Here is a 26,360-nt window from a genome sequence, read left to right on the forward strand (position 1 = left end):
TTGTTGATTCAGCTCAAAAATTTCTATTTTCAAAGTTACCGTTTTAGACTAGTCCCACGCGAATCGAAATTTTAGAATGATTAAAGTATTATTTGTCTGTTTAGGTAATATCTGCAGATCTCCTTTGGCCGAAGCCATTTTCAATGACAAAGTCAAGAAGCTCGGCATTGGGCCTTACTTCAAAAGTGATAGCGCAGGGACTTCTGATTACCACATAGGAGAATTACCTGATGAGCGAACCATTAAATGTGCTCAAGTGAACAATATCAAAATCAACCATCGGGGTAGACAAGTTAACCGGATTGATTTCAGAGAGTTTGATTACATCCTAGCCATGGACCATCAAAATCTTCAAAACCTAAACCTTATGAAATCAAAGTATGGTTTTGAGCAAAAGGAGATTTTTTTGATTCGGGATTTTGTGGAAGGAAGCCAAGGAAATCCTGTACCAGATCCATATTACGGTGGAGAGGAAGGTTTTCATGAAATTTACAGAATCCTTGATGAAGCAATCGATCATTTTTTAAATACTATTCAGGAGCGTCATCAAATTTATGCTTGACCTAAATGGGATCTATGAACAAGTGCTTTTCGAAAGCCTAGGTCCCATGGCAGAATTTAAATCTGCCAATCTTATAGCAGCAGGTAATCATAATCAAGGTATCAGAATTGGCAGTTCAGAAGGAATTTTTTTTCTCAAACTGAATTTTGATCATGAAAAAGATATTCTGGTTCGGGAGGCCCAAGGTTTAGATTTACTCCGAAAATCAACCTTTTTAAAAGTCCCGGAAGTATATGGATATGGAAGAGTCGAAGACTACAATTACCTGCTTACGGAGTTTATTCCTGGAGGTAGAAAGGCCTCAAATTATTGGGAAAATCTAGGAATCGGGCTTGCCCACCTACATCTCACCCAACAGGAATACTTTGGTTTAGATCAGGATAATTTTATCGCATCTCTCTACCAAAAGAACTTACATTCGGACAATTGGCTTGACTTTTTTATTGAACAGCGCTTAGAACCACTTCTTGGAAAAGCCTATTTTGACCGACTTATACCTTTGGATTTTCTTAAAAAATTCCAGGAAATCTACCCCAAACTTCAAGATATTTTCCCTGAAGAGTCCCCTTCCCTAGTTCATGGTGATTTGTGGTCAGGGAATGTCATCATTCATGAAGATGGACAACCTTGCTTGATAGATCCAGCTGTTTATTTTGGCCATCGCGAAATGGATTTGGCTTTCAGCAGACTTTTTGGAGGGTTTGACTCCCAATTTTATGAAGCCTATGAATCTGTACTTCCAATGGCGCCAGGTTTTGAAAACCGAATAGGTGTGTATAATCTTTATCCGCTTTTAGTTCATCTTAATTTATTTGGAACAGCTTACCTTCCCGGAATAGAAAAGATCGTCAATCGCTTTCAATAATGAGCCTAGAAATCCGTCCTTACCAAACTGCCGACTCTGAAGCTATTTGGGCGATCATTAATGACTCCATAGCAAACACTTCTCACAATTATGACTATTTCCCAAAAACACTGGAAGAAGTGCAGAAAAACTTTGATGATAAAATAAAGGAAGGTTACCCCATATTGGTAGGGACTTTATTGGGCAAAGTCTGCGGTTACGCCACTTATGGTAAATTCCGGGCAAAACCCGGATATAATCGAAGCCTCGAACACACCATCTATCTGAATTCGGAAGCCCAAGGACAAGGATTTGGTACTGAATTGATGAAACACCTAATCACTATTGCCAAATCCCAAGGATATCACGTTATGATTGCTGGGATGGACTCTGAAAATACAGGAAGTTACCGCTTTCATGAACGTTTGGGCTTCAAGGAAGTAGCTAGAATTCCAGAAGTTGCATTTAAATTCGACAAGTGGTTAACCCTGGTCTTTATGCAACTTATTTTAGAATAAAACTCTTCAATCGATATTAAAGGGACTAAGCTAACTTAACTTTTTCGCCCGTTCGAACGGCTTCATAAATGGCATCAATAATCACCATATCCCGTAATCCCTCCTCTCCATCCACAGGAATGAACGGCTTTTTCCCATCTAAAATAATTTGGGCCATTTCATCCATTTGAGTCGTTTGATGAGTAATATGCTCAGCCTCAATAGGGCCTTGATTCGTCCATGCCTGAATGGGGCCATAGCCCGTCGAAGGTTGCATTTCAGCAAATCCTTTTGTTCCGTTTAAGAAAAATTTATCCAAATTATTCAGCGAATAAGTAGAAAGACAAGAGGCTACCGCCCCTGAAGGAAAGCCCATTTGGAAGGTGATAGTCTCATCCACCCCTTCTTTAAATTTGACGGGATCAGTTTTCACCTCCTGAGCAGTCACCCAAGTTGGTTCTTCTCCTAACATGTAGCGTGCTCCATTTACTGAATAAATACCAATGTCCATCATTGATCCACCTCCTGATAATTCCTTTTTCAGCCTCCACTGATTAGGATCACCAATAATGAATCCACTTAAGCCCTGAAAAAATAGAGTTTTCCCAAATTGCCCAGCTCTTTGCCTTTTTACTACTTCCAAAGTCTTGGCTTCAAAGTGCATCCTATAACCAATCAGCAAATGAACTCCAGCCTTTTTACAGGCATCAACCATTTCTTTTCCTTCGGCGGCATTAAGAGCCATAGGTTTCTCACAAATGACGTGCTTCCCAGCTTGGGCTACTCGAATAGAATAAGGCTTGTGCAATGAATTAGGAGTAATTACATAGACCGCATCGATATCCGGATTATCCTTGATTTGGTCAAAATTCTCATAGTTGTAGCAATTCTTGGCGGGTATATCATACTTCTCTTTCCAGCTTTCGATTTTTGAAGGCGTACCACTTATCACCCCTACCAATTTCGCCCGCTTGCAATCCTGCATGGCTTCAGCAACCCGAGTTCCATAGCTTCCAAGTCCCATTATGGCTACCCGAAGAACTTTATCTTCTTTTGGAAAAACAGATCCAGAAAAACTTTCAGCGAATGGTAAATTGACCGCAGCCAAGGTAGTGAGGCCTGCTTTCTGAATAAATTGTCTTCGAGTTTGCATGGGTTGGAGATTATGTTGGTTCTATAAGTTACTAAACTTTTTCTTGCTGTGTGATTTTCCTACGCACGGCCTGAAAGGTGTTTCTTGTGGTCTGTTCTAACAAAAGGTCATAGCCTTCGAGATAAGGTTCAAAATCCACTCTTTTGTGATTTAATATGGTCAACAACTCCAGCCCTTTATTGAATCTGATTTCAAAGTCATTTTTTAAATTTTTGAGCAATCGCTCCAGTTTAAAAAGTTCATCATCAATCACTACAGAGACGCTAATTGCAGATAATTGAAGCATATTGACTCGAAGCTTTAAATTCTTCAATTGATCATAAATCTGATGGATATGGTCTTCCCCAATGAAGGTAAAATCGGTCACTTTAAACGTGATCAATATTTGATTTCTCTTGAGAATAAATGCCGGGATTTCATGATTTGGTGCCAGTCCATGAATCTTTGTTCCAGAAGCATCCGGATTTAAAAAAGACTTCACAAAGAGTGGTATTCCTTTATTTGCAAGTGGTTTGATGGTTTTTGGATGAATTACAGATGCTCCAAAGTAGGTCATCTCAGCAGCCTCCTTATAGCCCAATTCATCAAATTTTTGGGTTCCTGAAAATATCTTTGGATCAGCATTCAAAACTCCAGGCACATCCTTCCAAATAGTCACAGAGCCGGCATCAAGCGAGGAAGCTAAAATAGCGGCGGTAAAATCTGACCCCTCCCTTCCTAATGTGGTGCTTCGACCTTTATTATCACTTCCAATAAATCCTTGAGTAACAACAGGAAACTGATCTAAAACAGGGTTAAGAATTCGCTGACTTTGTTTTCGAGTCTTTTCCCAATCCACCTGCGCAAAGCGAAAATCTGAAGAAGTCCGAATCAAATCCCTAGCATCCTGCCAAACCACCAACAATCCTTGACTGCATAAATATTCAGCAATTATTCGAGTAGAAATCAATTCTCCAAAGGATACAATCCGATCGTAAGATTCATCATAATTACTAGGATTGATCTGAGTTTGAAGCTGATTCTCGAGTTGAATAAATAAATTATCAATACGTGGAAATATGGTATGGTCCTTTGGAAAAAGTTCTTCACAAAGTTCAATATGATAATTTCTAAGAATTGCACATTCTTTAGAATAATCCAAATTATCCATTTTCAAGCGAATCAGACTTTCAAGGGCATTTGTGGTTTTCCCCATAGCAGAAACCACTAAAACCATCCGATTTCGCAATCGATTACGCAAAATTTCAGCTAAGTTTTTGACAGAATCAGCATCTTTTACAGATGCACCGCCAAATTTGAAAATGATTGTTTTTGTCATTCGATTTTCTTCCTAATTTCGAGAAGATATAAACCCAAATATTGTACTTTTCTAATAATGAAAATTAATCCTTACCAACCTGACCAAACAGGCATGGCCTATTCGGTTGGGACCACCTTAGATCGCTTTATCAAACTCAAACAAAGCGATTTTCCCTTTGCTTCAGGCGAACTATCCCAATTACTCCGAGACATTGCACTTGCCGCAAAGATCGTCAATCGCGAAACCAATCGAGCTGGCCTAGCAAATATCGGAGGAGCCTTTGGCCAAACCAATGTGCAAGGGGAAGAACAGCAAAAACTGGACGTCATCGCGAACATCCGATTTATGCGAGCATTAAGTAAAGGTGGCGAAGTCTGTGCCATAGTTTCTGAAGAAGAGGATGCGGTGGTGGATTTGCAGAATAATTCTGGAAAATATGTAGTAGCCATCGATCCCTTGGATGGAAGTTCCAACATTGATGTGAATATCAGTATAGGGACGATTTTTTCTATCTATAGACGAAAAACCCCGATTGGCAGCCCAATTCAACAAGAAGACATCATGCAGCCAGGCTCGGAACAGGTGGCGGCAGGATATGTGCTCTATGGCTCTTCCACGATGCTTGTTTACACCACTGGTTTCGGAGTCAACGGATTTACCTACGAGACTAGCTTAGGAGAATTTTTCCTTTCCCATCCACAAATTCAAGCTCCAAAATCTGGGAGCATTTATTCGATTAACGAAGGATTGGAAAAGGATTGGCAAGATGGAATAAAAAGCTATGTAGACCAATGTAAGGAAAATCGATTCGCCGCCCGATATATTGGTTCCTTGGTAGCTGATTTTCATCGAAACCTTCTCAAAGGAGGAATCTATTTATATCCTGCTACCAAGAAAAATCCTAGTGGGAAACTGCGCCTTTTATATGAAGCAAATGCCCTTGCTTTTATTGCCGAACAGGCTGGTGCCAAAGCAAGTGATGGACAAGAAAGGATTCTTGACATTGTCCCGGAGTCTCTACATCAGCGCACACCGCTTTTGATTGGATCTACTGAATTAGTTGAGGATGCCATGAATTATATCCAATTAGCCAAAGAGCAAGAAACTGTTTGAATGAATTCTCAATTCCGATTGCCATAGATATAGTAAATTGCGATTCATTTAGAAAAAACTAAACCATGAAAAAATCGCTAAATCTATTTCTTTTGGCTGTTACAGCTTTGCTTCTTTTTTCCTGTTCCCAAAAGGAGGAAATTGAAGCCCCCAAGCCGATTGATCCGACTTTTGCTACGCAAACTGAGAAACATTTGATCAAGATTGACACCCTTTTCACCGAATTGGAAAGTCCATGGGGAATGACTTGGCTTTCTGATGGAAAAATGTTGGTTACAGAGAGAAAAGGGGAAATTCTGATTTTCGAAAATGATCAATTTACCGGACAAAAGGTTCAGGGTCTTCCTGAAGTTCACGAAGTAAACCAAGCAGGTCTTCTTGATGTCGCAGCCCATCCAAATTATGAAGAAAATGGCTGGATTTACATCGCATACGCAAAACCTTTCCCTGATAACAAAGGAGCTTTAACCATTATGCGATTTAAGCTGGATGAAAATAATCAAGCAGTGAACCGGGAAGAATTAATAGTAGCACTACCAGAATGGGAAGGCGGACGACACTTTGGAAGCCGAATCGTTTTTGACAATGATGGCTATCTCTATTTTTCAAATGGAGACAAAGGAAACAAGCCTGAAAATGCACAAGACCTGACCAGTCCTCATGGGAAAATCCATCGAATTCATGATGATGGTCGGATTCCTAGTGACAACCCTTTTGTGAATGACCCCAATGCCTTTGCTTCCATTTGGTCATACGGAAATCGAAATCCTCAAGGATTGTATTACGACAAAGTCAATAATAGACTTTGGGAAACAGAACATGGTCCTATGGGTGGTGATGAATTGAACTTGATTGAAAAAGGCAAGAATTACGGTTGGCCGGTAATCACTTATGGAATCAACTATAATGGAACGCCAATTACAGACATCACCGAAAAAGAAGGAATGGAGCAACCTGTCACCTACTATGTTCCCTCAATTGCAACTTGTGGCATGACCATAGTCACCTCGGATCGATATCCCGCCTGGAAAGGAGATATTTTAATTGGGGCTTTGGCTAAAATGCATATCAACCGAGTGGATATGGAAGGAACTGAAGCTCTTTCTCAGGAAATCATGTTCCAAGATTTAGGACGGGTTAGACAGGTTTCCGAAAGCCCTGATGGCTACTTATATGCAATAACGGAAGGAACTGGTCTTCTTGTGAAATTACTTCCAGTACAATAAAAATTAGGAAAGCTCTTCGTTTTGAAGAGCTTTCTTTTTTATACAAAGTCTACATCCACATTGAATGGATATTTCATAAGGAATTGGAGCGCCTCTTCTATTTCAAGTTCTTCAAATAAAACCCGATATAAGTTCTCCGTGATCGGAGCACGAAGGTCTGCTGATTCCAAAAATCCTTTGATAATTTTTATAGTATTTATCCCCTCGGCAACTTCCTCCATATCCGCTAAAATCTCACTTAATTTTTCTCCTTTGGCTAGTCGGTAACCGACAGTAAAGTTTCGGGAATTGACGGAGTTACAAGTAGTGACAAGATCCCCTACCCCCGCTAAGCCAAAGATCGACTTAACACTTCCTCCCAAGGCTTTGCTCAAATGCACCATCTCAACCATTCCTCTGGAAATTAGCAATCCCTTGGCATTCTCACCCAAGCCTAAGCCTGCCAAAGCTCCAGCGGCGATGGCAATGATATTCTTTAAAACCCCACTGAGTTCGACACCGATGATGTCTGAATTTCCATAAACCTGAAATTTCTCAGATCGAAGTAAGCGCTGTCCTTCCAAAATTACTTCATTGAATTTTGATGCGATTACGGTAGCAGCAGGTTGAGAAAGACCCAATTCTTTAGAAATATTTGGGCCTGCCAGACAGCCAACTCGAACAGCAACCGTCTCTTTTTGGAGCACTTCACTCATTGTTAGAATTCGTCTACGATTTATACTCTTCAACGAATCCAAATCCTTTCCTTCGGGCAAATCCAAACAAAGGCCTTTGGTACCATGGATCACAAGGTGATAAGGTTGTAGGAAAGGGGAAAACCTTCTAGCTACTTCCTGAAAACCAGAACTGGGAACCATAAAAAAGATCGTATGGCAGGAATTACAGAGTTTTTCTGGATCATGGGTAGCTCGGATGGATGGGTTAAATTCCCGATTCTGTGCGCGATGAAATTGGTTAATTTCCTGAACTACCTCCTCCTTCCGGGCATAAACCAATACTTGGTTTTTTTCAGCCAACATATTTGCTATGACCGTACCAAAGCTTCCTACGCCAACTACTCCTACTACAGCGTCTTTAGAAAAGTTTTTCAAGCCCATAGCCATGTAATCTATTGTGATAAAAGTAGAGCAAACTGATGTCCTCGGTAACGATTTGACCCTGTTTATTTTGAATCAAAGGCCTCTTTGCATGATACATACCCACATTATCCAACCCGTGAGCGATGATCTCGTCCATTCCCTGTTTCATATGGGGAGCAATTTTAATTTTCCCCTCTTCCCGCAAACGCATAATTTGATCATACACTCGTTGACAGGCATCTTTAAATTCCTGGTAGTCGATGAAAATATCTTCTTCGGGCAAGCGAATCAAATCGAATAAATCCAATTTGGAGTTTCTTGCTTGAATCATCTCAAAAGCCGTAAATGCCACTAAATGAGAGCTAAACACGCGATTGATTCGATGGAATTCCTCCACGATCCGCTTCCCAAGCATTTGTGTATATTCTTCCTCCCGCTGATGATCCACATTCACTTCACCGTTTGACATGAAGTAATGCTTCGGATTGATGACACGGCCATGTTGATCGAGGCTATCCCCATTTTCATCTACATAATTGCCAAGCACATCCATCGCCTTCCCAACGGAAACAGAAATATCTGACCCCTTGGTAAAAAACTTTATCAAAAACTTTGAGATTTTGTAAGAGGTCGAAAATTCATCATTTTCCTTGTAATAGCGCTCCTGTCCTGTGATACTCAAATAGTCTCGGATAAGACTAGGAGCCTCCAGCACGAAATGATAATTGATTGTGACAGGGACTATAAAAACCTTCCCATTGATTTCATCTAAGCCATGCTGGTAATTACTTCGCTGAGCTTCAATGGCTGTACTCAGGAGCCCTAACTTCAATTTGCTCTCGATCATTCCACTTCTACTTCGGGTACCTCCCGGAAAAAATAGGGAATGACAGCCAAAGCGGATCGCTTCTTTGGAGTAGGTTTTGAGAGTTTCCAGATAAACCAAGTTTTTCTTCCGGCGATCCACCTTGTAGGCCCCTAAAGCATCCATGAAGTAAGCGAAGATCGAGATATTAAAGAGGTTCAAACCTGCCCCATAGATGAAAGGAGGCAGACCCAAGACTGAAATAATCCAGCCAATCAAAATACTATCTAAATTTGAGAAGTGTGTCGGAACCATGACAATCGTGCCTTTGGTCGCTAAATCACGGAGCTGATCTGTTTCTCCAGTAATCTGTATCTTATCCTGAAGAGAATATTGGTTGGAGAAAATAGATTTGAAGCCTTTAACCCTAGCTGCATTCAGCAGCCTAGCAAATCCAAAGGTTACAACACTTCGGATAAATTTATAATGCTGATGCTTGAAATTACTGGCAATTTCCTCCGAATAGCGGGAAGTGATAGATTCAAGAATTTGCTGGTACTCTTGAATTCGTTGTGCATCATTCAGCTTGTTTTCGCTATTGACATGCAAAAGGGAAGCCTTTACTTTTCCCCAAAACTCTGCTTCATCATCCGGGTCAACTACCCAAGGGTTCTGCTTAATTCTAAGCTTTTCCCGATACAAGGTCGTTTCCAGCTCCTCTTTTAAAATCTCCGCAGAATTACCTGTTTGATTTAAAATTCTACGCTGTGCCTTCTCCGATACTTTTTTTACAAAATCCTTCCTTTCCCTGGCCAATTTGACCACAGGCCACTCATCCTTACTGGGAAGGATAGGTTCATACCGGTGCTTAATATATTTTTCCTCCAAGTGGACTATTGCATTTTAAAATGAGAAGGCAAAGATAAAGAATTACAATTTCCGAGAACTTGATTAGGCCGCTTGTCTATCGCTTTGACCGAACAAACAAGGCTACCACTAGGGTGGTGATTAGTCCCATCATCACAGCTCCAATCACAGAAATTAGCATGTAATTTTTCAAACTGAAATAGGCCTCCGCCTCTGTTTGCTCCATTATCCCATTGGAAACGGAATATTCGATCACATTGGTAAAATAGTCAGGAGTGATGATAGTGCTGATGATATACTGATTCAAAGGGCTCAAAATCGCTACAATCAAGGTAATGATTAAACCAGTCATAAATCCTTGTTTATAAGTCATCTGCCCTCCATAAAAATTTTTCTTTTTATCCAGTAAAGCTAAAACATAGACCATAATTGCAGGTATTGCATATAGATTGGTGTAGGAAGCATGGTCAGCAATACCTTCATCATGCCAGCCCATAGATTTTTCAAACATCATCCAGAGAAGGGTCATCACCAAAAAAACGATGGCCCATTTGATTTCAATTCCGAGATTTTTCATAGTGCAGGGGGGCTTGGGTTTTGAATTAATTGATCAAAATACACAAAATCCCGAAACGAAACCTTCTATTTCAAGTTTGTGAGTTATGAAGTAAGAATCGCTTGTCCTAGAGTGAAAGCCTGTTATTTTTACGCCAGCAATTTCTGATGAAACCTGACCTCAAAAAAATACAAGTCCCTATCGCTTCCGAAATGCTCGTTTTCGAGCAGAAGTTTCGGGATTTCATGAAGAGTAAAGTCAAGCTCCTCGATCACATCACCAATTACATTGTTAAGCGAAAAGGGAAGCAAATGCGCCCCATGTTCGTCTTTCTGACAGCAGGTATTTGTGGAAAAATAAATGATTCCACCCATCGAGGTGCCGCCTTGATCGAATTGCTCCATACGGCAACCTTGGTGCATGACGATGTGGTCGACGATGCCAATTATCGCAGAGGCTTTTTTTCGGTAAATGCCCTTTGGAAAAACAAAATCGCGGTTTTAGTCGGAGATTACCTTCTTTCCCGTGGTTTGTTATTATCGGTCGACAATGGAGATTTCCACCTTTTGCAAATAGTCTCCAATGCCGTCAAGGAAATGTCTGAAGGAGAGCTTTTGCAAAGTTACAAAGCCCGAAAATTGGATGTGGACGAGTCAGTTTACTATGAAATTATAAGACAAAAAACCGCCAGCTTGATTGCATCCTGCTGTGCAGTGGGAGCTGCTAGCGTCAATGGAGATTTGGAGACAGTCAGCAAAATGCGGGATTTCGGTGAAAAAGTGGGGATGGCTTTCCAGATCAAAGATGATTTGTTTGACTATGGAGAAGATGAAATCGGAAAGCCAGTAGGTATTGACATCAAAGAGAAAAAGATGACCTTACCGCTTATCTATGCGCTTCGGAATGCCGATTGGTTGGAAAAAAGAAGAATCATCAGTTTGATCAAAAATAAATCTGAGGACAAAAAAGCCGTAGCAGAGGTCATAGACTTCGTGAAAAGTAGTGGTGGGTTAGAATACGCAAAAGAAAAAATGAACAGCTTTTATCAGGAAGCCTTAAGTCTTTTGGATGAATTCCCCGAATCGGACTACAAAACCTCATTACGAGATTTGGTGAGTTATTCAATTGAGCGAAAGAAGTAAGCTGATACTAAAGTTTCTCCAAAAAAGCCTTAAACTCCCCAAATTCCTTCCCCAGTGGGATCACCTTTTTATCTCCCTCTAAAAAGGCAGCCAATCGATCCGGTAAAACCAGTGTTTCACCTAAGGCTTCTTCCACTACATCTTTGAATTTACCAGGATGGGCCGTTTCCAAAAAGACTCCCACATATCCTGGATTTTTTGCCATAAAATCCTTCAGGCCCAAATATCCCACAGCTCCGTGAGGATCTAAGATATAACCCTGCTCTTTGACTTTTTGAATAGCCCTCACTGTCTCCTCATCGGTGTAGAAATATCCCTTTACTTTTTCTCGAAATAATGACTCATCCTCACCAAACAATGCCTTCAAGCGAGGAAAATTACTCGGGTTCCCCACGTCCATGGAATTGGATAAGGTTTGAATGGAAGGTTGTGCTAAAAACTCAGCACCTTTAAGGTATTCCGGAACAACCTTATTCAAGTTTGTAGCAGCTACAAAATGATCAATCGGCAGGCCCATTCGCGCTGCTAAAATGCCAGCTCCAATATTTCCAAAATTGCCGCTTGGAACAGAAAAAACGACCTTTTTCCCATTTTTAGGCAATCTTGAATAAGCGTAGAAATAGTATAGACACTGAGGAATCCATCGAGCAATATTGATGGAATTAGCAGAAGTTAAAAGCAACTTTTGATTCAATTCTTCATCCAAAAAAGCCTGTTTGACCAAGGTTTGACAATCATCAAATACTCCCTCAACTTCCAAAGCAGTAATATTCTGTCCCAAAGTAGTAAACTGCTTTTCCTGTAGTGGACTTACCTTCCCTCTTGGAAAAAGAATAATAACTTCTACCCCTTTTACTCCAAGAAATCCATTGGCAACTGCACTACCCGTATCCCCTGAAGTAGCAACAAGGACATAGATCTTTTGATCCTTGTCCTGCACCAACATGCTCATCAATTTGGAGCAAAAGCGTGCTCCAAAATCCTTAAATGCTAAGGTTGGGCCATGAAAAAGTTCCAAACTGTAAACATCTTCCTCCACTTTGACAATTGGCGCATCAAAAGCAAGGGTATGATCTACCAATTCTTGAATCTGACTTTCGTTGAGATCTTCCGAGAATAAAGCGCTAATTACTTCGTAGCCTATTTCCCGAAAACTCATTTCCGACATTCGGTTAATTAGCTCAGGGGACAAAGCGGGAATTCGCTCCGGCATATATAAGCCGTTATCAGGAGCAAGTCCCTTAATTACTGCCTCAGAAAGAGAAACTTTGTGTGAAGGGTTATTTGTGCTGTAGTACTTCATAAAATTAACTTTCTAAAACATGCCCCCCAGCAGTATTGATTGCTGAAAAGTAAACATCAACTCCCAATCCAATTGACTGATAAACTTCTTTAGCCGCTTCCGCAATTTGAGATGCTTTTTCTTTTCCTCTTGACAAACAAAACAAAGTTGGACCACTGCCCGAAATCCCCATTCCAAGTGCTCCTGCACCTTTAATTGCTTCTCGAACCTCATAAAACCCAGGAATTAAAACCGCCCGATACGGCTCCGCAATTACATCCCTCAAGGAGCGAGAAATCAATTCGTAATCTTCTTCATACAAGCCTGCCACCAAACCTGCGACATTTCCTGATTGGATTGTCGCATGTTTCAATGGGATACTTTCCCTCAAAACGGATCTTGAATCAGCAGTATTCAACTCAAAATGAGGATGTAAAAGAGTGCAATAAAGGTCTTTTGGCACATGGAGTTTGATCACATCAAGCGGATGATAATCTCGGATTAAAACAAATCCTCCCAATAAACTTGGCCCAACATTATCTGCATGCCCGGCTCCACAAGCTGCCTTTTCTGCCGCCATAGCAAAGGGTAACAAATCCTTTTTTTCAAATGGATTTCCAAGCAAATGATTGGCAGCTACCAAAGCCGCTACCGCACTTGCTGCACTCGAACCCATTCCCGAACCCAAAGGAAGACCCTTTTCCAAAAAAATCTCCATTCCAACATTTCGTCCCAACTCATCAAGCAAAGCCTGAATGGCCACCGAACAGGTATTTTTCAATGGATCCTTCGGGAGTTTCCCTCCATCTCCTTGGATGGAAGTCACAACCAAACCGGGAGATTCTTTTTCGTGCAAAGTCACCCAATCCCCCATTCCTTCAATGGCAAAACCTAGAATGTCAAAACCGCAGGAAACATTGGCTACAGTTGCCGGGGCAAATGCTTGAACAGATTTCATTATTCCCGAGTATAGTTACCGATTCGAATTACATCTGCAAAAACTCCAGCAGCAGTCACATCAGCTCCAGCTCCCGGTCCTCGGATAATCATCGGCCTATCCAAATACCGCTCAGTGGTCAATAGAATCATATTGTCGCTACCACTTAAGCTGCTAAAGGGATGGGAATTCGGAAGGGAATTCAAGCCGACTTTTGCCTTTCCATTTTCAAGAGTTGCCATAAATCGAAGCTTCTCTCCTTTTGCTTCTGCTTCTTCCAATAGCTTCTTGAAATAGGTATCATGATGTTTGAGTTTTTCAAAAAACTCATGCACGGAAGCTGCATCCCGACAATCCTCGGGAACCATACTTTGAATTGAAATATCATCAAATTCAAGCTTCTGCTCGGCTTCTCTTCCCAAGATCAAAATCTTGCGGGCCACATCCATTCCACTCAAATCATCTCGAGGGTCAGGTTCTGTATATCCTTTTTCCCGAGCAACCCGGACTACTTCAGAGAAGGGATCTCCTTTTTCCAATTCAGAAAAAATGAAATTCATCGAACCGCTTAATACGGCCTCTATTCGAATAACCCGATCTCCGGAAAGCATCAAATCCTGCAAGGTGTTGATCACAGGAAGTCCTGCTGCCACATTAGTTTCATATAGGAATCTTACCCCTCGTTTCTTTGCAAGACGCTTAAGGGATAGATATTGCTCCATAGAGCCCGAGTTCGCTTTTTTATTTGGAGTAACGATAGCGACTTTTGCTTCTAAAATTCTGGAATAGGCATCTGCCACCTCCTGACTTGCCGTGCAATCCACGAAAACCGAGTTGGAGAAGTTCATGTCCTCCATTTGCTGAATGAATTTTCCCAAATCCATTTTTTGATCAGCATCAGAAAGTTCATAGCCTTCTTTAAGATTGAAGCCATCCTCATGAAATGCCATGTATCGGCTATTGGCTAAGCCATGAATCTGAATATCCAACTCGCTATCATCCCGAAGCTTTAGCTGCTGATTGGCTATCATCTTGATCAATGCCTTTCCTATCAAGCCTGTACCAACTAGGAATACGTGAAGAACTTTGTTTTCTGATAAGAAAAAGGCTTCGTGCAAGGCATTTAGTGCCTTTTGAAGGTCAGCTTGAGGAATTACTGCTGAAATATTAAGCTCTGAACTTCCCTGAGCAATCGCCGCAACGTTGATATTATTTCTTCCTAAAGCCCGAAACATTCTGCCAGATGCACCTGGATTATGCTTCATATTTTCCCCAACCACTGCGATAGTAGAGAATCCATGAAGTAATGAAACCTCATCCATCTCACCAGATTTGATTTCATAGTAAAACTCCTGCTCCACCACTTCCTTCGCTAGATAGGACTCGGTGGTTTTGATTGCCAAGCATACACTATGTTCCGAGGATGCTTGCGAGATCAGGACTATATTAACTTTGGCTTCAGCCAATGCTTTGAAAATCCTACTTCCCGCTGTTCCATCTAATAGAGCAGCCCCCTGCACAGTGACAATGGAAATATTGGACATGGAACTGATCCCCTTGATCAATGCTTCTTTGGTCACCTCCCCATTGATCAAGGTTCCTGGATTGGCAGGATCAAAGGTATTTTTGATACGAATCGGAATACTACGCTTCATCGCCGGCTGCATGGTTGCCGGGAAAATTACCTTCGCACCAAAGTGGGAAAGCTCCATCGCCTCATTATAGCTGAGTTGGGGAATGGTAAAAGCAGTGTAAACCAGATTGGGGTCAGAGGTCAAAACCCCTGAAACATCTGTCCAAATCTCCAAATCCTCCGCCTCCAAAGCGGAAGCAAAAATTGCTGCAGTATAATCCGAACCCGATCTCCCGAGGGTGGTTGTTTCCCCCTTTTCTGTGGCCGCGATAAAACCGGTAATCACTTTGATTCCATCATGGTTAAGAAAATATTCTCGGATGAGCGCATTAGTTTTCTCAAAATCCACCCGTGCCTGTCCAAATCGATCATTGGTACGGATGACTTCTCGGGCATCCAAAAATTTCGTTTTAAGACCTTTAGCAGCTAAGGCTTCTGCCAAAATAAATGCTGAAAGACGCTCCCCAAAGCTTACCACATAATCCAACGTACGAGGAGAGTTTTCCTTGATAAGAAAAATCCCGTGAAACAGGTCTTCTAGCTCATTGAACCTAACTTTAACATAGGTCATGACGGTAGATTGATTCTGTACAGAAATGAGCTGCCGAACCATATCCAAGTGCTTTTCTTCCAGACTTTGTAGTAAATCCCGGTACACCTGATCCCCTTCCCGAGCCATTCGGGCGATGCTGAGCAGGGTCTCCGTCACTCCTCCAAAAGCAGAAAAAACAACAGCCAAATCCTGTCTTTTTAGCTTTTCCTGAATGATGGAAAAAACTTTTTGGATCGTATCTGGATTCGCTATGGACGAACCTCCAAACTTGATAATTTTCATAGTTAATGGGTGGGTTTAATGAGAAAAAAGGCAAAAGCCTAAAGGGGCGGAATTCAATTAGCTAGCACGGGATCACCCCGTAATGGTAGTCCAACCAGTCGTCATCATAAAAATCACAGGCATTTCCATGCTCATGGAAGCCTTATCGAAAAAATAAAAAAAGGTGTTGTTGGAATTTTTCATCTTTTTCACACGACTCTACAAGTTTAATCAGCTATTTCCTTTTTGCCAAACCTCAAGCCTTTTTTGTTACAATTTGTTAGAAAAAGCATCGATTTGATGAAATTTTAAAAAAATAAAGCCCAAAAATTTTAAAATCATTGGGCTTTACTTCTGAATATCTCCTTATTACTGAATAGAGAGATCTAAGCGATCAATTCCAATTGGTGAGACTTGCCTTTAAAAAGAACTGAGTCCCCATTACTCTTTCCAAAAATCTGCTGGGCTAAAGGAGAGGCAGGACTTATCAAATAAATCTCTCCTTCAGGAAGAGCTAATTTCCCCAATGCAACAGAAATTAGGAAGTGATCATCTCCGATTTTCACCAAACTTCCTTCCCGGACCTTTTCTCCGATTCCCTTGATGCTTTGAATTCGGTAAAGCTCCTCAAGCAAAGCTGAATTGGATTTGATCTGCCCTTCAACTTGTCGAAGGTCCTGAGTAAGCATTTCTCTTCCCGTCTCAAACTTATCCCCAGCACTACTTTTATCATCCTCCAAAATCCCTTCCGAAATAGCTTTTCGTTCCTCTTGAAGCTGGGATAGCCTATCTTTCAAAAAGGACACCGCCATTTGAAAAATCTCCTCTTTGTTCAAATTCATACTAGCAGCCCTCTTTGCGCCGGGTATCGATGATATAAGCAATTTTCCAACCTTCCTCTGTACGCACCAATTGGAAGGAATTCACTCCGCAATGACTGAAGTTGCCATTGACATAAAATTCGTAAGGTGTCCAAGCGGCAGCCATATCCCCATCCACCTTAATTTGATAATCCAGAATTCGCTCATCTAGCTGGACATCCTCTGGAGTCTGGGAAATTCTAGATACAAAATCAGCCACTGAATTGCTACCGACTTTGCTTCCGTTTTCTCCAGCTATTACAGTTTGCATTGGAGCTTCCTGTAAAAAAGTAGCAGCAACCATTTGACCATCCTTTGCTCGCATTCCGTCAAATAACTGCTCAATCACTGCCTGAACTTCTTTATCAGAACTTTGAGCCTGAACCTGAAAGGAGAAAAGCATTAGGGAAATCAATCCCAAAAAGGCAAGCCTGTTTTTCATATTATACTTCGCCATAGAGTTTAAATGTCATATTTCTAAGTGCTTGATTATTGACAGCATAATGCATTGCTTCTGCAATTTCTTCTGGCCTTACCCACTTGGAAAAGTCAGAATCCGGCATTGATTCTCTATTCGGTGGAGTATCGATGATGCTTGGCACAAAAACATGGGATCGAATGGAAGTCTCTTTAGTAAGTCCAGCAACAATCTCCGCCAAATTCATCACCATCCCCTTACTCATTGCATAAGCGACAGCCCAGGAAGCATCTCCTAATTCAAGGGCAGGTCTTGCACCTACGAAGAGGAATGTACCCTTACTCTGCTTTTTCATAACAGGAAGAAACCCCTTAACAAGGTGAAATGCACTGAAAAAATTAAGTTGAATCATTTTTTCCAGATCCTCCTGAGAAGTCTCTTCGATAGTTCCTGTGGCGAAACCACCAACCAGCATTGCCATCGCATCCAAATCCTGATATTGTAATTGGTATTCTTTTACAAATTCTGCAACGGCTTCTTCATTAGTCACATCCACTTCATAGCTATCATCTGCTTCTTCCACTTCCTCGTCCATTCCCGGGTTGAGTAAAGCAATCACTTTATATCCTTCTCGTTTGAATTTCCCAACAACTGCTGATCCTAGATTTCCTGCTGCACCAGTGATGATAATATTTCGTGTCATTTCAATTTTATCGGTTGATAATTCCTAAAATTAGCTGTTATTTTTCGAATCCTTGAGGAATACACCAAAAACTCTATAAGTGAAATGAGCGATGAAAAAGTGAATTATTTTGACTTGGTATATCAAGTTGTCAAGGAAATCCCTCCCGGTCGGGTCTGCACTTATGGAACAATAGCCCATTATTTAGGACTCAAAAGCGGTGCGAGAATGGTAGGGTATGCCATGAATGCCGCCCATACACTTCCTGATGTTCCCGCCCATCGTGTAGTCAATCGAATTGGAGTTTTGACAGGAAAGTACCATTTCCAAACCCCTACGCTGATGCAAGAGCTATTGGAAGCGGAGGGAGTAATTGTGCAAAATGATAAGGTTCAGAATTTCGACAAGCTATTTTGGGACCCTGAGAAAGAATTGGGTTTTTAGGATTTTTTACGGAACAAATACAGCCCCAAAAACATCAGCAAGCCATTAAGAATTAAGGCCTCAAAACCGAACTTATAACCCCAAAACCAATCTTCCGAATTGGAACTGATGATAAAAGTAAGTGTCGGAGCTGCCACTGCCAAGTATGGCACAATTCGATCTTTTACATTCCACTTAGTAAATAACCCAAAGGAATAAAGCCCCAAAAGTGGCCCATAAGTGTAGCCAGCTACCACAAATACTGAATTGATTACACTTTGATCATTGATCCAGTGGAAAATCAAAATAGCTACAAACATCACGAGTGTAAAAGCGAGATGCACTTTTTTGCGAATTGCAACCCTCTTTTCCTGAGGGTATTTTCGCTCGATTTCCAAAAAGTCAATACAAAAAGAAGTTGTCAAGGCGGTCAAAGTGGAATCTGCACTGGAATAGGCCGCAGCCGTGATTCCCAATACAAAAATGATCCCTGCAAAGGCTGAAAAATGCTGGGTAGCAAGCATTGGAAAAAGTTCATCTGTTCTTGCTGGAATAGAAATTCCATTCGTCTCGGCATAGAGATAAAGCATAACCCCAAGACCTAAAAAAAGAAGATTCACAATCACCAAAATGATGGTAAACCAAAACATGTTTTTCTGAGCATCCCCAATATTTCGACAGGTAAGATTCTTCTGCATCATGTCTTGGTCCAGACCTGTCATAACAATGGTGATGAAAGCCCCGGAGATAAATTGCTTGAAGAAATTGGTGCCGGCTTTCCAATCCCAATTGAAAATATCGGATCGAGGATCTTCCGAAACTCGCTGGAAATAATCCATTACTCCTGAAAACCCCAATTCATCCCCTACCAACTTTATACAAACGACCACGGAGGCAAGCATGAAGAATGTCTGCAAAGTATCCGTCCAAACGACAGTTTTGATTCCTCCTCTATGGGTATAGATCCAAATCAGTGCAACCGTAATCAAAACTGACACCCAAAACGGAATTCCCAAGGAATCAAATAAAATCAACTGAAGAACGGAAGCGACTAGAAAAACGCGGAGAGAGGAACCCAAGGTCCTTGAAAGGATAAAAAAGAAAGCGCCTGTTTTATAGGACCAAAATCCAAATCTATCCTCTAGATAAGAATAAATGGATACTAGATTTAGTCGGTAATACAGCGGCAGAAGAACCTTAGCAATGGTGAAATATCCCAGCGTATAACCCAAAACAACCTGGAAATAGTAGAAGTTACTGTTCCCAACTTCACCAGGAACGGATATAAAAGTCACACCCGACAAAGAAGCCCCAATCATTCCAAATGCAACCAAAAACCAAGGAGATTGTCGGTCACCCGTAAAAAAGGTTTCAGCCGTTACCTTTCGTGAGGTGAACCATGAAATCAAAAAAAGCAGCAAAAAGTAAAATGAAATAACAATTAGGACGATTTGCGGATTCATAAAAGAGAAGGGATGTGAATCGCTAAAATTGACCATAATTCTTAATTTTGCAACATGATCGATATGAGGACATCATTTCCTGAGTTGGAAGAAGAAGAGATTATATTAGAGGAGCTGTTGGATCTCGAGGAACATGACTTGGTCGTATTCAATGATGACGTCAACACCTTCGACCATGTCATCAATATTCTGGTAAAGGTTTGTAAACACACCAGAGAACAGGCCGAACAATGTACCCTTATCATTCATTACAAAGGGAAATGCGCCGTCAAAAAGGGAAGTTTCGAAGAACTGAAACCCATGTGCGAGGCCATACTTGATGCCGGAATCCAAGCTACCATCACCTAATTCAACAAATCTGTGAATCTTCCCTCCAAATTGATTGAAGATGCTGTAACGGAAATATCCCGTCTTCCAGGCATAGGAAAGAAAACAGCATTAAGACTTGCCTTACACCTCCTAAAACAACACGAAGCGCATACTGAAGCTTTGGCGCTTGCCATTACCAGAATGCGACAGGAGGTAAAGTATTGCAAAACCTGCCATACTATTTCGGACGAGGAAGAATGTAGCATTTGTAAAAGTCATAGACGGGACGGGACCATTATTTGTGTGGTGGAAGATATTCGGGATGTTTTAGCAATTGAGAATACCAATCAGTTTAATGGAAAATATCATGTTCTTGGGGGTGTGATTTCTCCTATTCAGGGAATTGGTCCGGAAGAGTTACACATCGAATCTTTGATCAATCGAATTGATTCAGCTAAAGAAGGGGAACCTGTCAAAGAAATAATCTTGGCTCTTAGTGCGACGATGGAAGGAGATACCACAGCATTTTACCTTTCCAAAAGACTGAAAGACAAAGGAGTTGATATCAGCACTATTGCCCGCGGAATCCCTGTAGGTGGAGAATTGGAGTTTACAGATGAGGTGACATTAGGCAGAAGTATTATGACTCGGGTTAATTACTCAGGTCAATAATTTTTTATTGGTTGAAACCAATCCCTGTTCTATATTTGCAATCCATTTAGGGGAATTAGCTCAGTTGGCTAGAGCGCTACACTGGCAGTGTAGAGGTCATCGGTTCGAATCCGTTATTCTCCACCAAAGGCTTGCTTTGACTGCAAGCCTTTTCTTTTTTAAAGCATTTCTTCAGCCCTATTACAATTACTAATAGCGTGGTAGAGCGTCCCGACACCTGTCGGGAAGGTCATCGGTTCGCCCCGAATAATTTCGGGACTCCACCAAAGGCTTGCTTTGACTACAAGCCTTTTTTATTTTTAGTTATGTACTTTGTATATATTCTTTACAGCTCAAAAACCGACAAATTCTATATCGGATCAACTGATAATCCCGAAGCAAGGCTCAAGCATCATAATTCAGCATCGACCCCATCAACTAAAGCTGGAGCACCTCTCTGGGAAATCAAATACTTAGAAAAACTTTCAGATAGATCCTCTGCCCTAAAGCGTGAGCTTGAAATCAAAAAAAAGAAAAGTAAAAAATATATCGAGTGGCTGATTAACTCAGCTGGCTAGAGCGTCCCGACACCTGTCAGGAAGGTCCCCGAATTACTTCGGGGCAGGCTATCGGTTCGAATCCCTGCCATTGCCGGCAGGCAGGCGTTATTCTCCACCAAAGGCTTGCTTTGACTGCAAGCCTTTTCTTTTTCCTTTCCTTACCTCTTGAAGTATCCTTTATTTTAGGCTCAAAACTTCAAATCCAGGGATTTGGGAATCGCTTTTTCATCTTGAAAAGACAGAATAGGAATCGTATCTTGTTGGAAAGCTTTTCCTATGAAAATAAGGGTTTTACAATTTAGCCTTTTGTTCTTTTCAGTCTTCGGACTTTTCTCTTCATGTGCCTGTAATCCAGAAGATCTTATCAAAGTGGCTTTTACTGGAATCGAAGCCATCATTGGAGATGGGTTTATTCCCTCTGACGAAATCAGAGCTTTAGGGGAATTTGAAAATATGCAAGTCAATTTGACCAATACACCAACTGAAAAAATCATAATCCTCCGTCTAGAAAATGGAGATCCCAAAAAGCTTTCAAACCAACCTGAAATATTAGCCAGAAAATGTGCTGAGATCTACCTACGCGATTTTGACAATGCGCAGGAATACGATCAAATCATTATTCAATTTGTACAAACTGACCCTTATCAACCGGAAAATTATGCCATCCAAGAGCATGAATTCCAAGTGAGTGATTTCTTCTAACCCTAAACCCTTTACACTATGAATTTTCCTGATGAGTTCAAAAAACCACCCCTAACCTTGGGTGACTGGATTATCAATTTGATCATTTCAAAAATCCCCCTGATTGGCTTTATCGTATTGATCGTCTGGGCAATTGACAAGTCCACCGAACCGAACAAGGCAAATTGGGCGAAATCTGAGTTGATTATCCGTTTGATTGGATTGGCAATCGGAATAATCATCATTTCGATTGTGGGCCTAAGCTTTTTTACCCATTTCTCAGATCAAATGGATTGGTAAAAAACCTTTTTATAAAATCCCGCTTCCATCTTCCACTTCCTCCACCGCTCTTTCTAAGAATTGGAGGAAGGGATGCATGGTTCGGAATCCTTGAAATGCCTCATTGATGAAATTCCCAGAATCAACGTCCCTATCTTTAATTGGGCTGGAAACGACAAAGCTTTTCATTCGAAGGAATTCGATATAAGGATGGTCAGCTTCATATTCCCTAGGAGAGGTTTTCAGCTTTTCCCCTTCAATTGTTGGGAATAACTTCTTAAAGTCTGGCTGGGAAAGAATCTGCTCTAATTCTGCTCCGGAATAATCAATTTCTTTTCGGATTTTTTTGAGGGTATCAGACATAGGCATCCAAATCCCTCCACCTATGAAAGATTTTCCGGGTTGAATATGTAAATACCAACCTGGCCCTTCGGATTTCTTTCCTTTTGGAGAAAAATAGGCTGCAAAATTTGTCTTATAGGGATCTTTATTGGCAGAAAATCGCACATCTCGATTTTGTCGAAACACACAACCCTTTGCCTGAAATGAGGAAAAAACCGGATTTATTTCAGAAAGATTTTTGAGCATTACTTCCACATCTGCCAAAAATTCCTTCCTGGTTTCCTGATACCAAGGCTTATTCGCATCCATCCAATCTTTATGATTGTTTTGCGCAAGCTCAGAAAGGAATTTCAAGTATGGCCTCATAATTTTATCGATTTAATGGATCCTTATTTCCTTAACTAGCTGAAGAAAAGAGAGTTTAAATAAAATCCACCAAGGTTTCTAATTTCATTCCTCGGCTTCCTTTGATAAGAATGAGATAATCTTCCAATTTACTGTCCTGAATCCAGTTTCTAAATGAAAAAGGATCGGGAAAATACAAGGCCTTTGGGGCTTTTTCCAATGCCGAAACGATAAGCTTTCCCGTAAAGCAGACCTTGTCAATTGGATACTCACTCACAATTTCCCCAAGCTTTCGGTGTTCCTCTTCTGCGTGCTCACCCAATTCAAACATATCTCCCAAAATGATCATTTTATGCTTTTTACCAGTCATCTTCCCAAAAGTTCGGATCGCTACCTCCATGCTAGAAGGATTGGCATTGTAAGCATCCAAAATGATCAAGTTGCTGCGCTTTTCTATCATTTGAGAACGCATATTTTCAGGCTTGTAATTGACTACAGCCTCTACCGCATCTTGCATCGCCACTCCAAAATATTTCCCTATAGTCAAAGCCGTGGCAATATTACCAAAGTTATATCCCCCGATCAGAGATGTCAAATGCTCTCCTTCCACACCTTCAACCGAAAATTTCACATAAGGATCAGCTCCTAAAAAGTTTACTTCACAGAAATCTCCTTTTGCAGGATAAAGAATTGGATCCGAGAATCGCTTGATCATATTCGAGAGAATAGGATCCTGAGAATTGATAAAAACGGTACCCTTGTTTTCCCGGAGATGCTGATAGAGTTCTGTTTTTGTCTTCAAAACCCCTTCTGGTCCACCCATTCCTTCCAGATGAGCCTTTCCGATATTGGTGATAAATCCATGTGTCGGCTCGGCGATTTCACATAGTTCCTGAATATCGCCTTGCTTATTGGCTCCCATTTCAATGATGGCAATCTCATGTTCGGCATTTAATTGGAGCAAAGTCAAGGGAACTCCGATATGATTGTTGAGATTTCCTTTGGTGGCTAGGGTTTTGAATTTTTTACTCAATACCGCATTAAGCAGTTCTTTTGATGTAGTCTTTCCATTAGAACCTGTCAAACCAATGACCGGAATATCAAACTGATGCCGATGGTAGTTGGCGAGCTTCTGCAAGCAAACCAAAGCATCCTGACAAATGAAATAGCGTTCATCCTCTTCTACAAAATAATTCTCCTCATCGACTACAACAGCAGATGCACCCATTTCCAAAGCTTTGGCAGCAAACTCATTGGCGTTGAAATTGGGACCTTTTAAGGCAAAAAATAAGTTGTCCTTTTGAATTTGACGGGTATCGGTACTAACTCCAGTGCTATTCAGAAATGCTTGGTAAAGCGTAACAATATTCATGGTTCCAATCAATTTTCCCCAAAATAAACCAATCTAACGCATCTTGGAAGTACAGACATCGTTTTATATTTAATTTTGGTTTTCAAATCACGCATGCGAAGCACTCTATTTCTACTTCTTTTTCTACATTCTGTGCTTGCTTTCGGGCAAACTACTTTTTCCCTGAGTGATTCACCTTCCATTCTAGAAAATGGCCAAACTCTTCCTGCTGCTTGGAGCGGAGGAATCAATTCAGCACAAATTCAAACCATCGATCTAAACGGGGATGAAATTGAAGAGTGGATCATTTGGGATATCAATTCCAGACAATTGAGTGTGTTTGAAAAGTCAGGGGAAAGCTTTACTCTCCGTCCCGAATGGGCTTATTATTTCCCAAGCGATATCAGTGGTTTTCTTGTTTTAGCGGACTTTGACCTAGATGGAAAAAAAGACCTTTTCACCTCCACAGCTTTAGGAATCAAGGTCTATAAAAACACATCTACACAGAATGAAATTTCCTGGGAATTGGAGCGAAATTTTCTCCCTTTGGATAATGGATCAAATATCCAAGCAAATAATTTGGATACGCCACTAATCAGAGATTTGGATCGGGATGGGGATTTGGACCTTGCGATCTTCAATTTTGCTTCAGGTGATTATTTAGAGTTTTATGAAAATACTTCGGTAGACCGAACAGGAACTCCTGACTTAGATGGTTTTGCTTTTCCCAAAACCCATTGGGGGAATTTTGAATTTTGTGCCTGTGGAGACATTTCCTTCGGAAAAACCTGTAGTGGTTTAGATTTAAGCCAAAATCCAAGTGAAAATCTACGAATTCAGCATGCAGGAGGACATTCCATTCTTTATCAGGATTTTACAGGAGATGGTATTCCTGATATGTTACTGGGCAGAGATGAATGTCAGATTCTCTATTTTCTCCCTAATAAAGGTACAGAAGAAGAACCACTCTTTGATGAATTTTCGAATAGCTTGCTCGACTTTGGTCCCCTTCCCCAATTTCCTTCCTTTCATAATGCTTCCTGGGTGGATGATCAGCTCGTGATAAGCCTCAATTCCAACGAAACAGCAACTATTTACGGAATTGATTACGAATCCTCAGTCTTTCTTTTCAATGGAAATACCACCCCGTTTTTGCAGGATCAGGTTTTGGATCTGGGAGAAAACAGCCGGCCTTTTTTCAAAGGAAATCAAAACGGTGGAGAATTGTGGATCACTTCCAATGTGACCCGTGAAGGAGAAGTTTTGGGTGAATTGGCTTCTTTTTCTTTTCAAAATGGTGAATTTGATTTGAGCTCCCGAAATCAAGAACTCCGAGAGTTGAATTTGACAGAAATTCAATATTTGGAATACTCAGACCTCCAAAACAACTCGCATAAACTAATCAGTGGAATTCGATTTGAGGGGAACATTCCCGAGCAAGTACTGTTCAGATTTTTGGAAGGAACTTGGCAAGAAGCTTCACTAACAGGATATGAACCTAATCGGGGAGATTTCCTTCAATTTTTTTCCTTTGAAAATCAGGAATACCTCTTGGTTGCCCGGCAAAATGGAGGACTGGATCTTTATGAAATGAATTGGGATTCTTTCTCAGCCCAACTAGAGGAAAGGGATTTTTTGGGTTTTCAGGATAATCCCGCAAATCGGAATCTGAGCATTTCAGTACAACAAGGAGAGCAACCTAATCTATATGCAGTCGATCAACGAGGGATTGTTGTATTTATCGAAAACTTCATGGAAAACAGCCAGCGAGGAGAAGTTAAAATACGGATTGGTAACCTAGATTTCCCGACTCGATTAGGCAGAAATACTTGGATAGCACTCGTTCCGAATCTGCTCGGCGAAAATCCAGATTTGATTTTGGGAACAAGAGGAGGAGGCTTGATCTACCTATCTGCTGGATCTTCTTCCTCACCTCCAAGCGACTCAATTCAGGTTTTGGTGTATCCAAATCCCAGTGATGGCCACATAAAAGTAATCTCTAATCAAAATGGAAAAGGAAGATTGATTTCAGCCATGGGGCAGGTTCTCCTTTCTGATATTTCTATTAATGCAGGACAAGAACTGGAAATTCAAGCTGGATTTTTGACTCCGGGCCTATATATTTTTCAATTAGAGGCTGCGAACCGAAGCATGATTTCCAAAAAAATCTGGATTCGGTAATTATC

The 26,360-nt window shown here is 41.0% G+C and carries 27 protein-coding genes and 1 tRNA gene; 14 read left to right on the plus strand and 14 right to left on the minus strand.

Annotated features, from left to right (window positions below; genetic code table 11):
* Positions 1 to 76: 76 nt before the first annotated feature.
* The 3 genes from NY014_RS08755 to NY014_RS08765 are packed head-to-tail and all read left to right on the plus strand — an operon-like array spanning position 77 to position 1,924.
* The gene (locus NY014_RS08755; protein ID WP_259414221.1) at positions 77 to 562 is read left to right on the plus strand and encodes a low molecular weight protein-tyrosine-phosphatase; all 486 of its coding nucleotides are present in this window, start codon (positions 77 to 79) and stop codon (positions 560 to 562) included.
* A complete protein-coding gene (locus tag NY014_RS08760) occupies positions 555 to 1,427 on the plus strand; it encodes a fructosamine kinase family protein (RefSeq protein WP_259414222.1) in 873 nt (290 codons plus the stop codon). Before NY014_RS08755 ends, NY014_RS08760 begins: the two co-directional genes overlap by 8 nt.
* Positions 1,427 to 1,924, plus strand: coding sequence for a GNAT family N-acetyltransferase (locus NY014_RS08765; protein WP_259414223.1), 498 nt, complete (start codon positions 1,427 to 1,429; stop codon positions 1,922 to 1,924). The genes NY014_RS08760 and NY014_RS08765 overlap by 1 nt, the downstream gene beginning before the upstream one ends.
* A 25-nt stretch (positions 1,925 to 1,949) precedes the next feature.
* On the opposite strand, the gene NY014_RS08770 is transcribed toward NY014_RS08765, so the two are convergent.
* Both NY014_RS08770 and NY014_RS08775 read right to left on the minus strand, forming a co-directional pair.
* Positions 1,950 to 3,056, minus strand: a complete 1,107-nt coding sequence (locus tag NY014_RS08770) for a Gfo/Idh/MocA family protein (protein WP_259414224.1) — start codon at positions 3,054 to 3,056, stop codon at positions 1,950 to 1,952.
* A 31-nt stretch (positions 3,057 to 3,087) separates the two neighbouring features.
* Positions 3,088 to 4,374, minus strand: a complete 1,287-nt coding sequence (locus tag NY014_RS08775) for an aspartate kinase (protein ID WP_259414225.1) — start codon at positions 4,372 to 4,374, stop codon at positions 3,088 to 3,090.
* A 57-nt stretch (positions 4,375 to 4,431) separates the two neighbouring features.
* Between NY014_RS08775 and fbp the strand changes: the two genes are divergently transcribed.
* The gene (gene fbp, locus NY014_RS08780) at positions 4,432 to 5,469 is read left to right on the plus strand and encodes a class 1 fructose-bisphosphatase (RefSeq protein ID WP_259414226.1); all 1,038 of its coding nucleotides are present in this window, start codon (positions 4,432 to 4,434) and stop codon (positions 5,467 to 5,469) included.
* Between the two features lie 65 nt (positions 5,470 to 5,534).
* A complete protein-coding gene (locus tag NY014_RS08785) occupies positions 5,535 to 6,695 on the plus strand; it encodes a PQQ-dependent sugar dehydrogenase (protein WP_259414227.1) in 1,161 nt (386 codons plus the stop codon).
* Between the two features lie 38 nt (positions 6,696 to 6,733).
* On the opposite strand, the gene NY014_RS08790 is transcribed toward NY014_RS08785, so the two are convergent.
* The 3 genes from NY014_RS08790 to NY014_RS08800 all read right to left on the minus strand — a co-directional run bounded on the left by NY014_RS08790 (position 6,734) and on the right by NY014_RS08800 (position 10,023).
* Positions 6,734 to 7,792: an NAD(P)H-dependent glycerol-3-phosphate dehydrogenase gene (locus NY014_RS08790; RefSeq protein WP_259414228.1), complete on the minus strand. Its 1,059-nt coding sequence runs from the start codon at positions 7,790 to 7,792 to the stop codon at positions 6,734 to 6,736.
* On the minus strand, positions 7,770 to 9,467 hold the full coding sequence (locus NY014_RS08795; protein WP_259414229.1) for a 1-acyl-sn-glycerol-3-phosphate acyltransferase: 1,698 nt from the start codon (positions 9,465 to 9,467) through the stop codon (positions 7,770 to 7,772). The genes NY014_RS08790 and NY014_RS08795 overlap by 23 nt, the downstream gene beginning before the upstream one ends.
* Positions 9,468 to 9,543: 76 nt before the next feature.
* Positions 9,544 to 10,023: a DUF4199 domain-containing protein gene (locus tag NY014_RS08800; RefSeq protein ID WP_259414230.1), complete on the minus strand. Its 480-nt coding sequence runs from the start codon at positions 10,021 to 10,023 to the stop codon at positions 9,544 to 9,546.
* A 146-nt stretch (positions 10,024 to 10,169) separates the two neighbouring features.
* Between NY014_RS08800 and NY014_RS08805 the strand changes: the two genes are divergently transcribed.
* Positions 10,170 to 11,144, plus strand: a complete 975-nt coding sequence (locus NY014_RS08805) for a polyprenyl synthetase family protein (protein WP_259414231.1) — start codon at positions 10,170 to 10,172, stop codon at positions 11,142 to 11,144.
* Between the two features lie 7 nt (positions 11,145 to 11,151).
* Here NY014_RS08805 and thrC read toward each other — a convergent pair whose 3' ends face one another.
* The 6 genes from thrC to NY014_RS08835 form a co-directional block, all read right to left on the minus strand.
* Entirely contained in the window at positions 11,152 to 12,447 is a 1,296-nt protein-coding gene (gene thrC / locus NY014_RS08810) for a threonine synthase (protein ID WP_259414232.1), read from the minus strand.
* A gap of 4 nt (positions 12,448 to 12,451) precedes the next feature.
* Positions 12,452 to 13,384, minus strand: a complete 933-nt coding sequence (locus NY014_RS08815) for a homoserine kinase (protein WP_259414233.1) — start codon at positions 13,382 to 13,384, stop codon at positions 12,452 to 12,454.
* Positions 13,384 to 15,831, minus strand: coding sequence for a bifunctional aspartate kinase/homoserine dehydrogenase I (thrA, locus tag NY014_RS08820; protein ID WP_259414234.1), 2,448 nt, complete (start codon positions 15,829 to 15,831; stop codon positions 13,384 to 13,386). Before thrA ends, NY014_RS08815 begins: the two co-directional genes overlap by 1 nt.
* Positions 15,832 to 16,196: 365 nt before the next feature.
* Positions 16,197 to 16,652 carry a GreA/GreB family elongation factor gene (locus NY014_RS08825; protein ID WP_259414235.1) on the minus strand — a complete coding sequence of 152 codons (456 nt, stop codon included), beginning with the start codon at positions 16,650 to 16,652 and terminating at the stop codon, positions 16,197 to 16,199.
* A 1-nt stretch (position 16,653) separates the two neighbouring features.
* Positions 16,654 to 17,127: a nuclear transport factor 2 family protein gene (locus tag NY014_RS08830; RefSeq protein ID WP_259414236.1), complete on the minus strand. Its 474-nt coding sequence runs from the start codon at positions 17,125 to 17,127 to the stop codon at positions 16,654 to 16,656.
* Positions 17,114 to 17,791 (minus strand): SDR family NAD(P)-dependent oxidoreductase, encoded by a 678-nt coding sequence (locus NY014_RS08835; RefSeq protein WP_259414237.1) that lies wholly within the window; start codon positions 17,789 to 17,791, stop codon positions 17,114 to 17,116. The genes NY014_RS08830 and NY014_RS08835 overlap by 14 nt, the downstream gene beginning before the upstream one ends.
* A gap of 84 nt (positions 17,792 to 17,875) precedes the next feature.
* Between NY014_RS08835 and NY014_RS08840 the strand changes: the two genes are divergently transcribed.
* On the plus strand, positions 17,876 to 18,214 hold the full coding sequence (locus tag NY014_RS08840; protein WP_259414238.1) for an MGMT family protein: 339 nt from the start codon (positions 17,876 to 17,878) through the stop codon (positions 18,212 to 18,214).
* On the opposite strand, the gene NY014_RS08845 is transcribed toward NY014_RS08840, so the two are convergent.
* Positions 18,211 to 19,656 carry a sodium:solute symporter gene (locus NY014_RS08845; RefSeq protein WP_259414870.1) on the minus strand — a complete coding sequence of 482 codons (1,446 nt, stop codon included), beginning with the start codon at positions 19,654 to 19,656 and terminating at the stop codon, positions 18,211 to 18,213. The two genes, NY014_RS08840 and NY014_RS08845, sit on opposite strands and share 4 nt — an antisense overlap.
* Positions 19,657 to 19,719: 63 nt before the next feature.
* On the opposite strand from NY014_RS08845, the gene NY014_RS08850 reads away from it, so the two are divergent.
* From NY014_RS08850 to NY014_RS08875, 6 genes are all read left to right on the plus strand, one after another.
* Positions 19,720 to 20,004, plus strand: a complete 285-nt coding sequence (locus NY014_RS08850; protein WP_259414239.1) for an ATP-dependent Clp protease adaptor ClpS — start codon at positions 19,720 to 19,722, stop codon at positions 20,002 to 20,004.
* A gap of 12 nt (positions 20,005 to 20,016) precedes the next feature.
* On the plus strand, positions 20,017 to 20,637 hold the full coding sequence (gene recR / locus NY014_RS08855) for a recombination mediator RecR (RefSeq protein WP_259414240.1): 621 nt from the start codon (positions 20,017 to 20,019) through the stop codon (positions 20,635 to 20,637).
* 49 nt (positions 20,638 to 20,686) lie between these two features.
* A tRNA-Ala gene (locus NY014_RS08860) sits at positions 20,687 to 20,763 on the plus strand.
* A gap of 179 nt (positions 20,764 to 20,942) precedes the next feature.
* Positions 20,943 to 21,194: a GIY-YIG nuclease family protein gene (locus NY014_RS08865; protein ID WP_259414241.1), complete on the plus strand. Its 252-nt coding sequence runs from the start codon at positions 20,943 to 20,945 to the stop codon at positions 21,192 to 21,194.
* Between the two features lie 258 nt (positions 21,195 to 21,452).
* Positions 21,453 to 21,878, plus strand: a complete 426-nt coding sequence (locus NY014_RS08870; protein ID WP_259414242.1) for a hypothetical protein — start codon at positions 21,453 to 21,455, stop codon at positions 21,876 to 21,878.
* Between the two features lie 18 nt (positions 21,879 to 21,896).
* Complete coding sequence (locus NY014_RS08875; RefSeq protein ID WP_259414243.1) at positions 21,897 to 22,157, plus strand: hypothetical protein; 261 nt, start codon at positions 21,897 to 21,899, stop codon at positions 22,155 to 22,157.
* 9 nt (positions 22,158 to 22,166) lie between these two features.
* On the opposite strand, the gene NY014_RS08880 is transcribed toward NY014_RS08875, so the two are convergent.
* A complete protein-coding gene (locus NY014_RS08880) occupies positions 22,167 to 22,844 on the minus strand; it encodes a DUF2461 domain-containing protein (RefSeq protein ID WP_259414244.1) in 678 nt (225 codons plus the stop codon).
* A gap of 55 nt (positions 22,845 to 22,899) precedes the next feature.
* Positions 22,900 to 24,195 carry a UDP-N-acetylmuramoyl-tripeptide--D-alanyl-D-alanine ligase gene (locus tag NY014_RS08885; RefSeq protein WP_259414245.1) on the minus strand — a complete coding sequence of 432 codons (1,296 nt, stop codon included), beginning with the start codon at positions 24,193 to 24,195 and terminating at the stop codon, positions 22,900 to 22,902.
* A 93-nt stretch (positions 24,196 to 24,288) separates the two neighbouring features.
* Between NY014_RS08885 and NY014_RS08890 the strand changes: the two genes are divergently transcribed.
* A complete protein-coding gene (locus tag NY014_RS08890; RefSeq protein WP_259414246.1) occupies positions 24,289 to 26,355 on the plus strand; it encodes a T9SS type A sorting domain-containing protein in 2,067 nt (688 codons plus the stop codon).
* Positions 26,356 to 26,360: the final 5 nt, after the last annotated feature.

Source organism: Algoriphagus limi (genome assembly GCF_024919275.1).
Lineage (GTDB): Bacteria > Bacteroidota > Bacteroidia > Cytophagales > Cyclobacteriaceae > Algoriphagus > Algoriphagus limi.

What these genes read in the sequence shown, in the direction of transcription:
- NY014_RS08755 (WP_259414221.1), top strand. Translation starts at nt 77, where the DNA reads ATGATTAAAGTATTATTTGTCTGTTTAGGTAATATCTGCAGATCTCCT.
- NY014_RS08760 (WP_259414222.1), top strand. Translation starts at nt 555, where the DNA reads ATGCTTGACCTAAATGGGATCTATGAACAAGTGCTTTTCGAAAGCCTA.
- NY014_RS08765 (WP_259414223.1), top strand. Translation starts at nt 1,427, where the DNA reads ATGAGCCTAGAAATCCGTCCTTACCAAACTGCCGACTCTGAAGCTATT.
- NY014_RS08770 (WP_259414224.1), bottom strand. Translation starts at nt 3,056, where the DNA reads ATGCAAACTCGAAGACAATTTATTCAGAAAGCAGGCCTCACTACCTTG.
- NY014_RS08775 (WP_259414225.1), bottom strand. Translation starts at nt 4,374, where the DNA reads ATGACAAAAACAATCATTTTCAAATTTGGCGGTGCATCTGTAAAAGAT.
- fbp (WP_259414226.1), top strand. Translation starts at nt 4,432, where the DNA reads ATGAAAATTAATCCTTACCAACCTGACCAAACAGGCATGGCCTATTCG.
- NY014_RS08785 (WP_259414227.1), top strand. Translation starts at nt 5,535, where the DNA reads ATGAAAAAATCGCTAAATCTATTTCTTTTGGCTGTTACAGCTTTGCTT.
- NY014_RS08790 (WP_259414228.1), bottom strand. Translation starts at nt 7,792, where the DNA reads ATGGGCTTGAAAAACTTTTCTAAAGACGCTGTAGTAGGAGTAGTTGGC.
- NY014_RS08800 (WP_259414230.1), bottom strand. Translation starts at nt 10,023, where the DNA reads ATGAAAAATCTCGGAATTGAAATCAAATGGGCCATCGTTTTTTTGGTG.
- NY014_RS08805 (WP_259414231.1), top strand. Translation starts at nt 10,170, where the DNA reads ATGAAACCTGACCTCAAAAAAATACAAGTCCCTATCGCTTCCGAAATG.
- thrC (WP_259414232.1), bottom strand. Translation starts at nt 12,447, where the DNA reads ATGAAGTACTACAGCACAAATAACCCTTCACACAAAGTTTCTCTTTCT.
- NY014_RS08815 (WP_259414233.1), bottom strand. Translation starts at nt 13,384, where the DNA reads ATGAAATCTGTTCAAGCATTTGCCCCGGCAACTGTAGCCAATGTTTCC.
- thrA (WP_259414234.1), bottom strand. Translation starts at nt 15,831, where the DNA reads ATGAAAATTATCAAGTTTGGAGGTTCGTCCATAGCGAATCCAGATACG.
- NY014_RS08825 (WP_259414235.1), bottom strand. Translation starts at nt 16,652, where the DNA reads ATGAATTTGAACAAAGAGGAGATTTTTCAAATGGCGGTGTCCTTTTTG.
- NY014_RS08830 (WP_259414236.1), bottom strand. Translation starts at nt 17,127, where the DNA reads ATGGCGAAGTATAATATGAAAAACAGGCTTGCCTTTTTGGGATTGATT.
- NY014_RS08835 (WP_259414237.1), bottom strand. Translation starts at nt 17,791, where the DNA reads ATGACACGAAATATTATCATCACTGGTGCAGCAGGAAATCTAGGATCA.
- NY014_RS08840 (WP_259414238.1), top strand. Translation starts at nt 17,876, where the DNA reads ATGAGCGATGAAAAAGTGAATTATTTTGACTTGGTATATCAAGTTGTC.
- NY014_RS08845 (WP_259414870.1), bottom strand. Translation starts at nt 19,656, where the DNA reads ATGAATCCGCAAATCGTCCTAATTGTTATTTCATTTTACTTTTTGCTG.
- NY014_RS08850 (WP_259414239.1), top strand. Translation starts at nt 19,720, where the DNA reads ATGAGGACATCATTTCCTGAGTTGGAAGAAGAAGAGATTATATTAGAG.
- NY014_RS08865 (WP_259414241.1), top strand. Translation starts at nt 20,943, where the DNA reads ATGTACTTTGTATATATTCTTTACAGCTCAAAAACCGACAAATTCTAT.
- NY014_RS08870 (WP_259414242.1), top strand. Translation starts at nt 21,453, where the DNA reads ATGAAAATAAGGGTTTTACAATTTAGCCTTTTGTTCTTTTCAGTCTTC.
- NY014_RS08875 (WP_259414243.1), top strand. Translation starts at nt 21,897, where the DNA reads ATGAATTTTCCTGATGAGTTCAAAAAACCACCCCTAACCTTGGGTGAC.
- NY014_RS08880 (WP_259414244.1), bottom strand. Translation starts at nt 22,844, where the DNA reads ATGAGGCCATACTTGAAATTCCTTTCTGAGCTTGCGCAAAACAATCAT.
- NY014_RS08885 (WP_259414245.1), bottom strand. Translation starts at nt 24,195, where the DNA reads ATGAATATTGTTACGCTTTACCAAGCATTTCTGAATAGCACTGGAGTT.
- NY014_RS08890 (WP_259414246.1), top strand. Translation starts at nt 24,289, where the DNA reads ATGCGAAGCACTCTATTTCTACTTCTTTTTCTACATTCTGTGCTTGCT.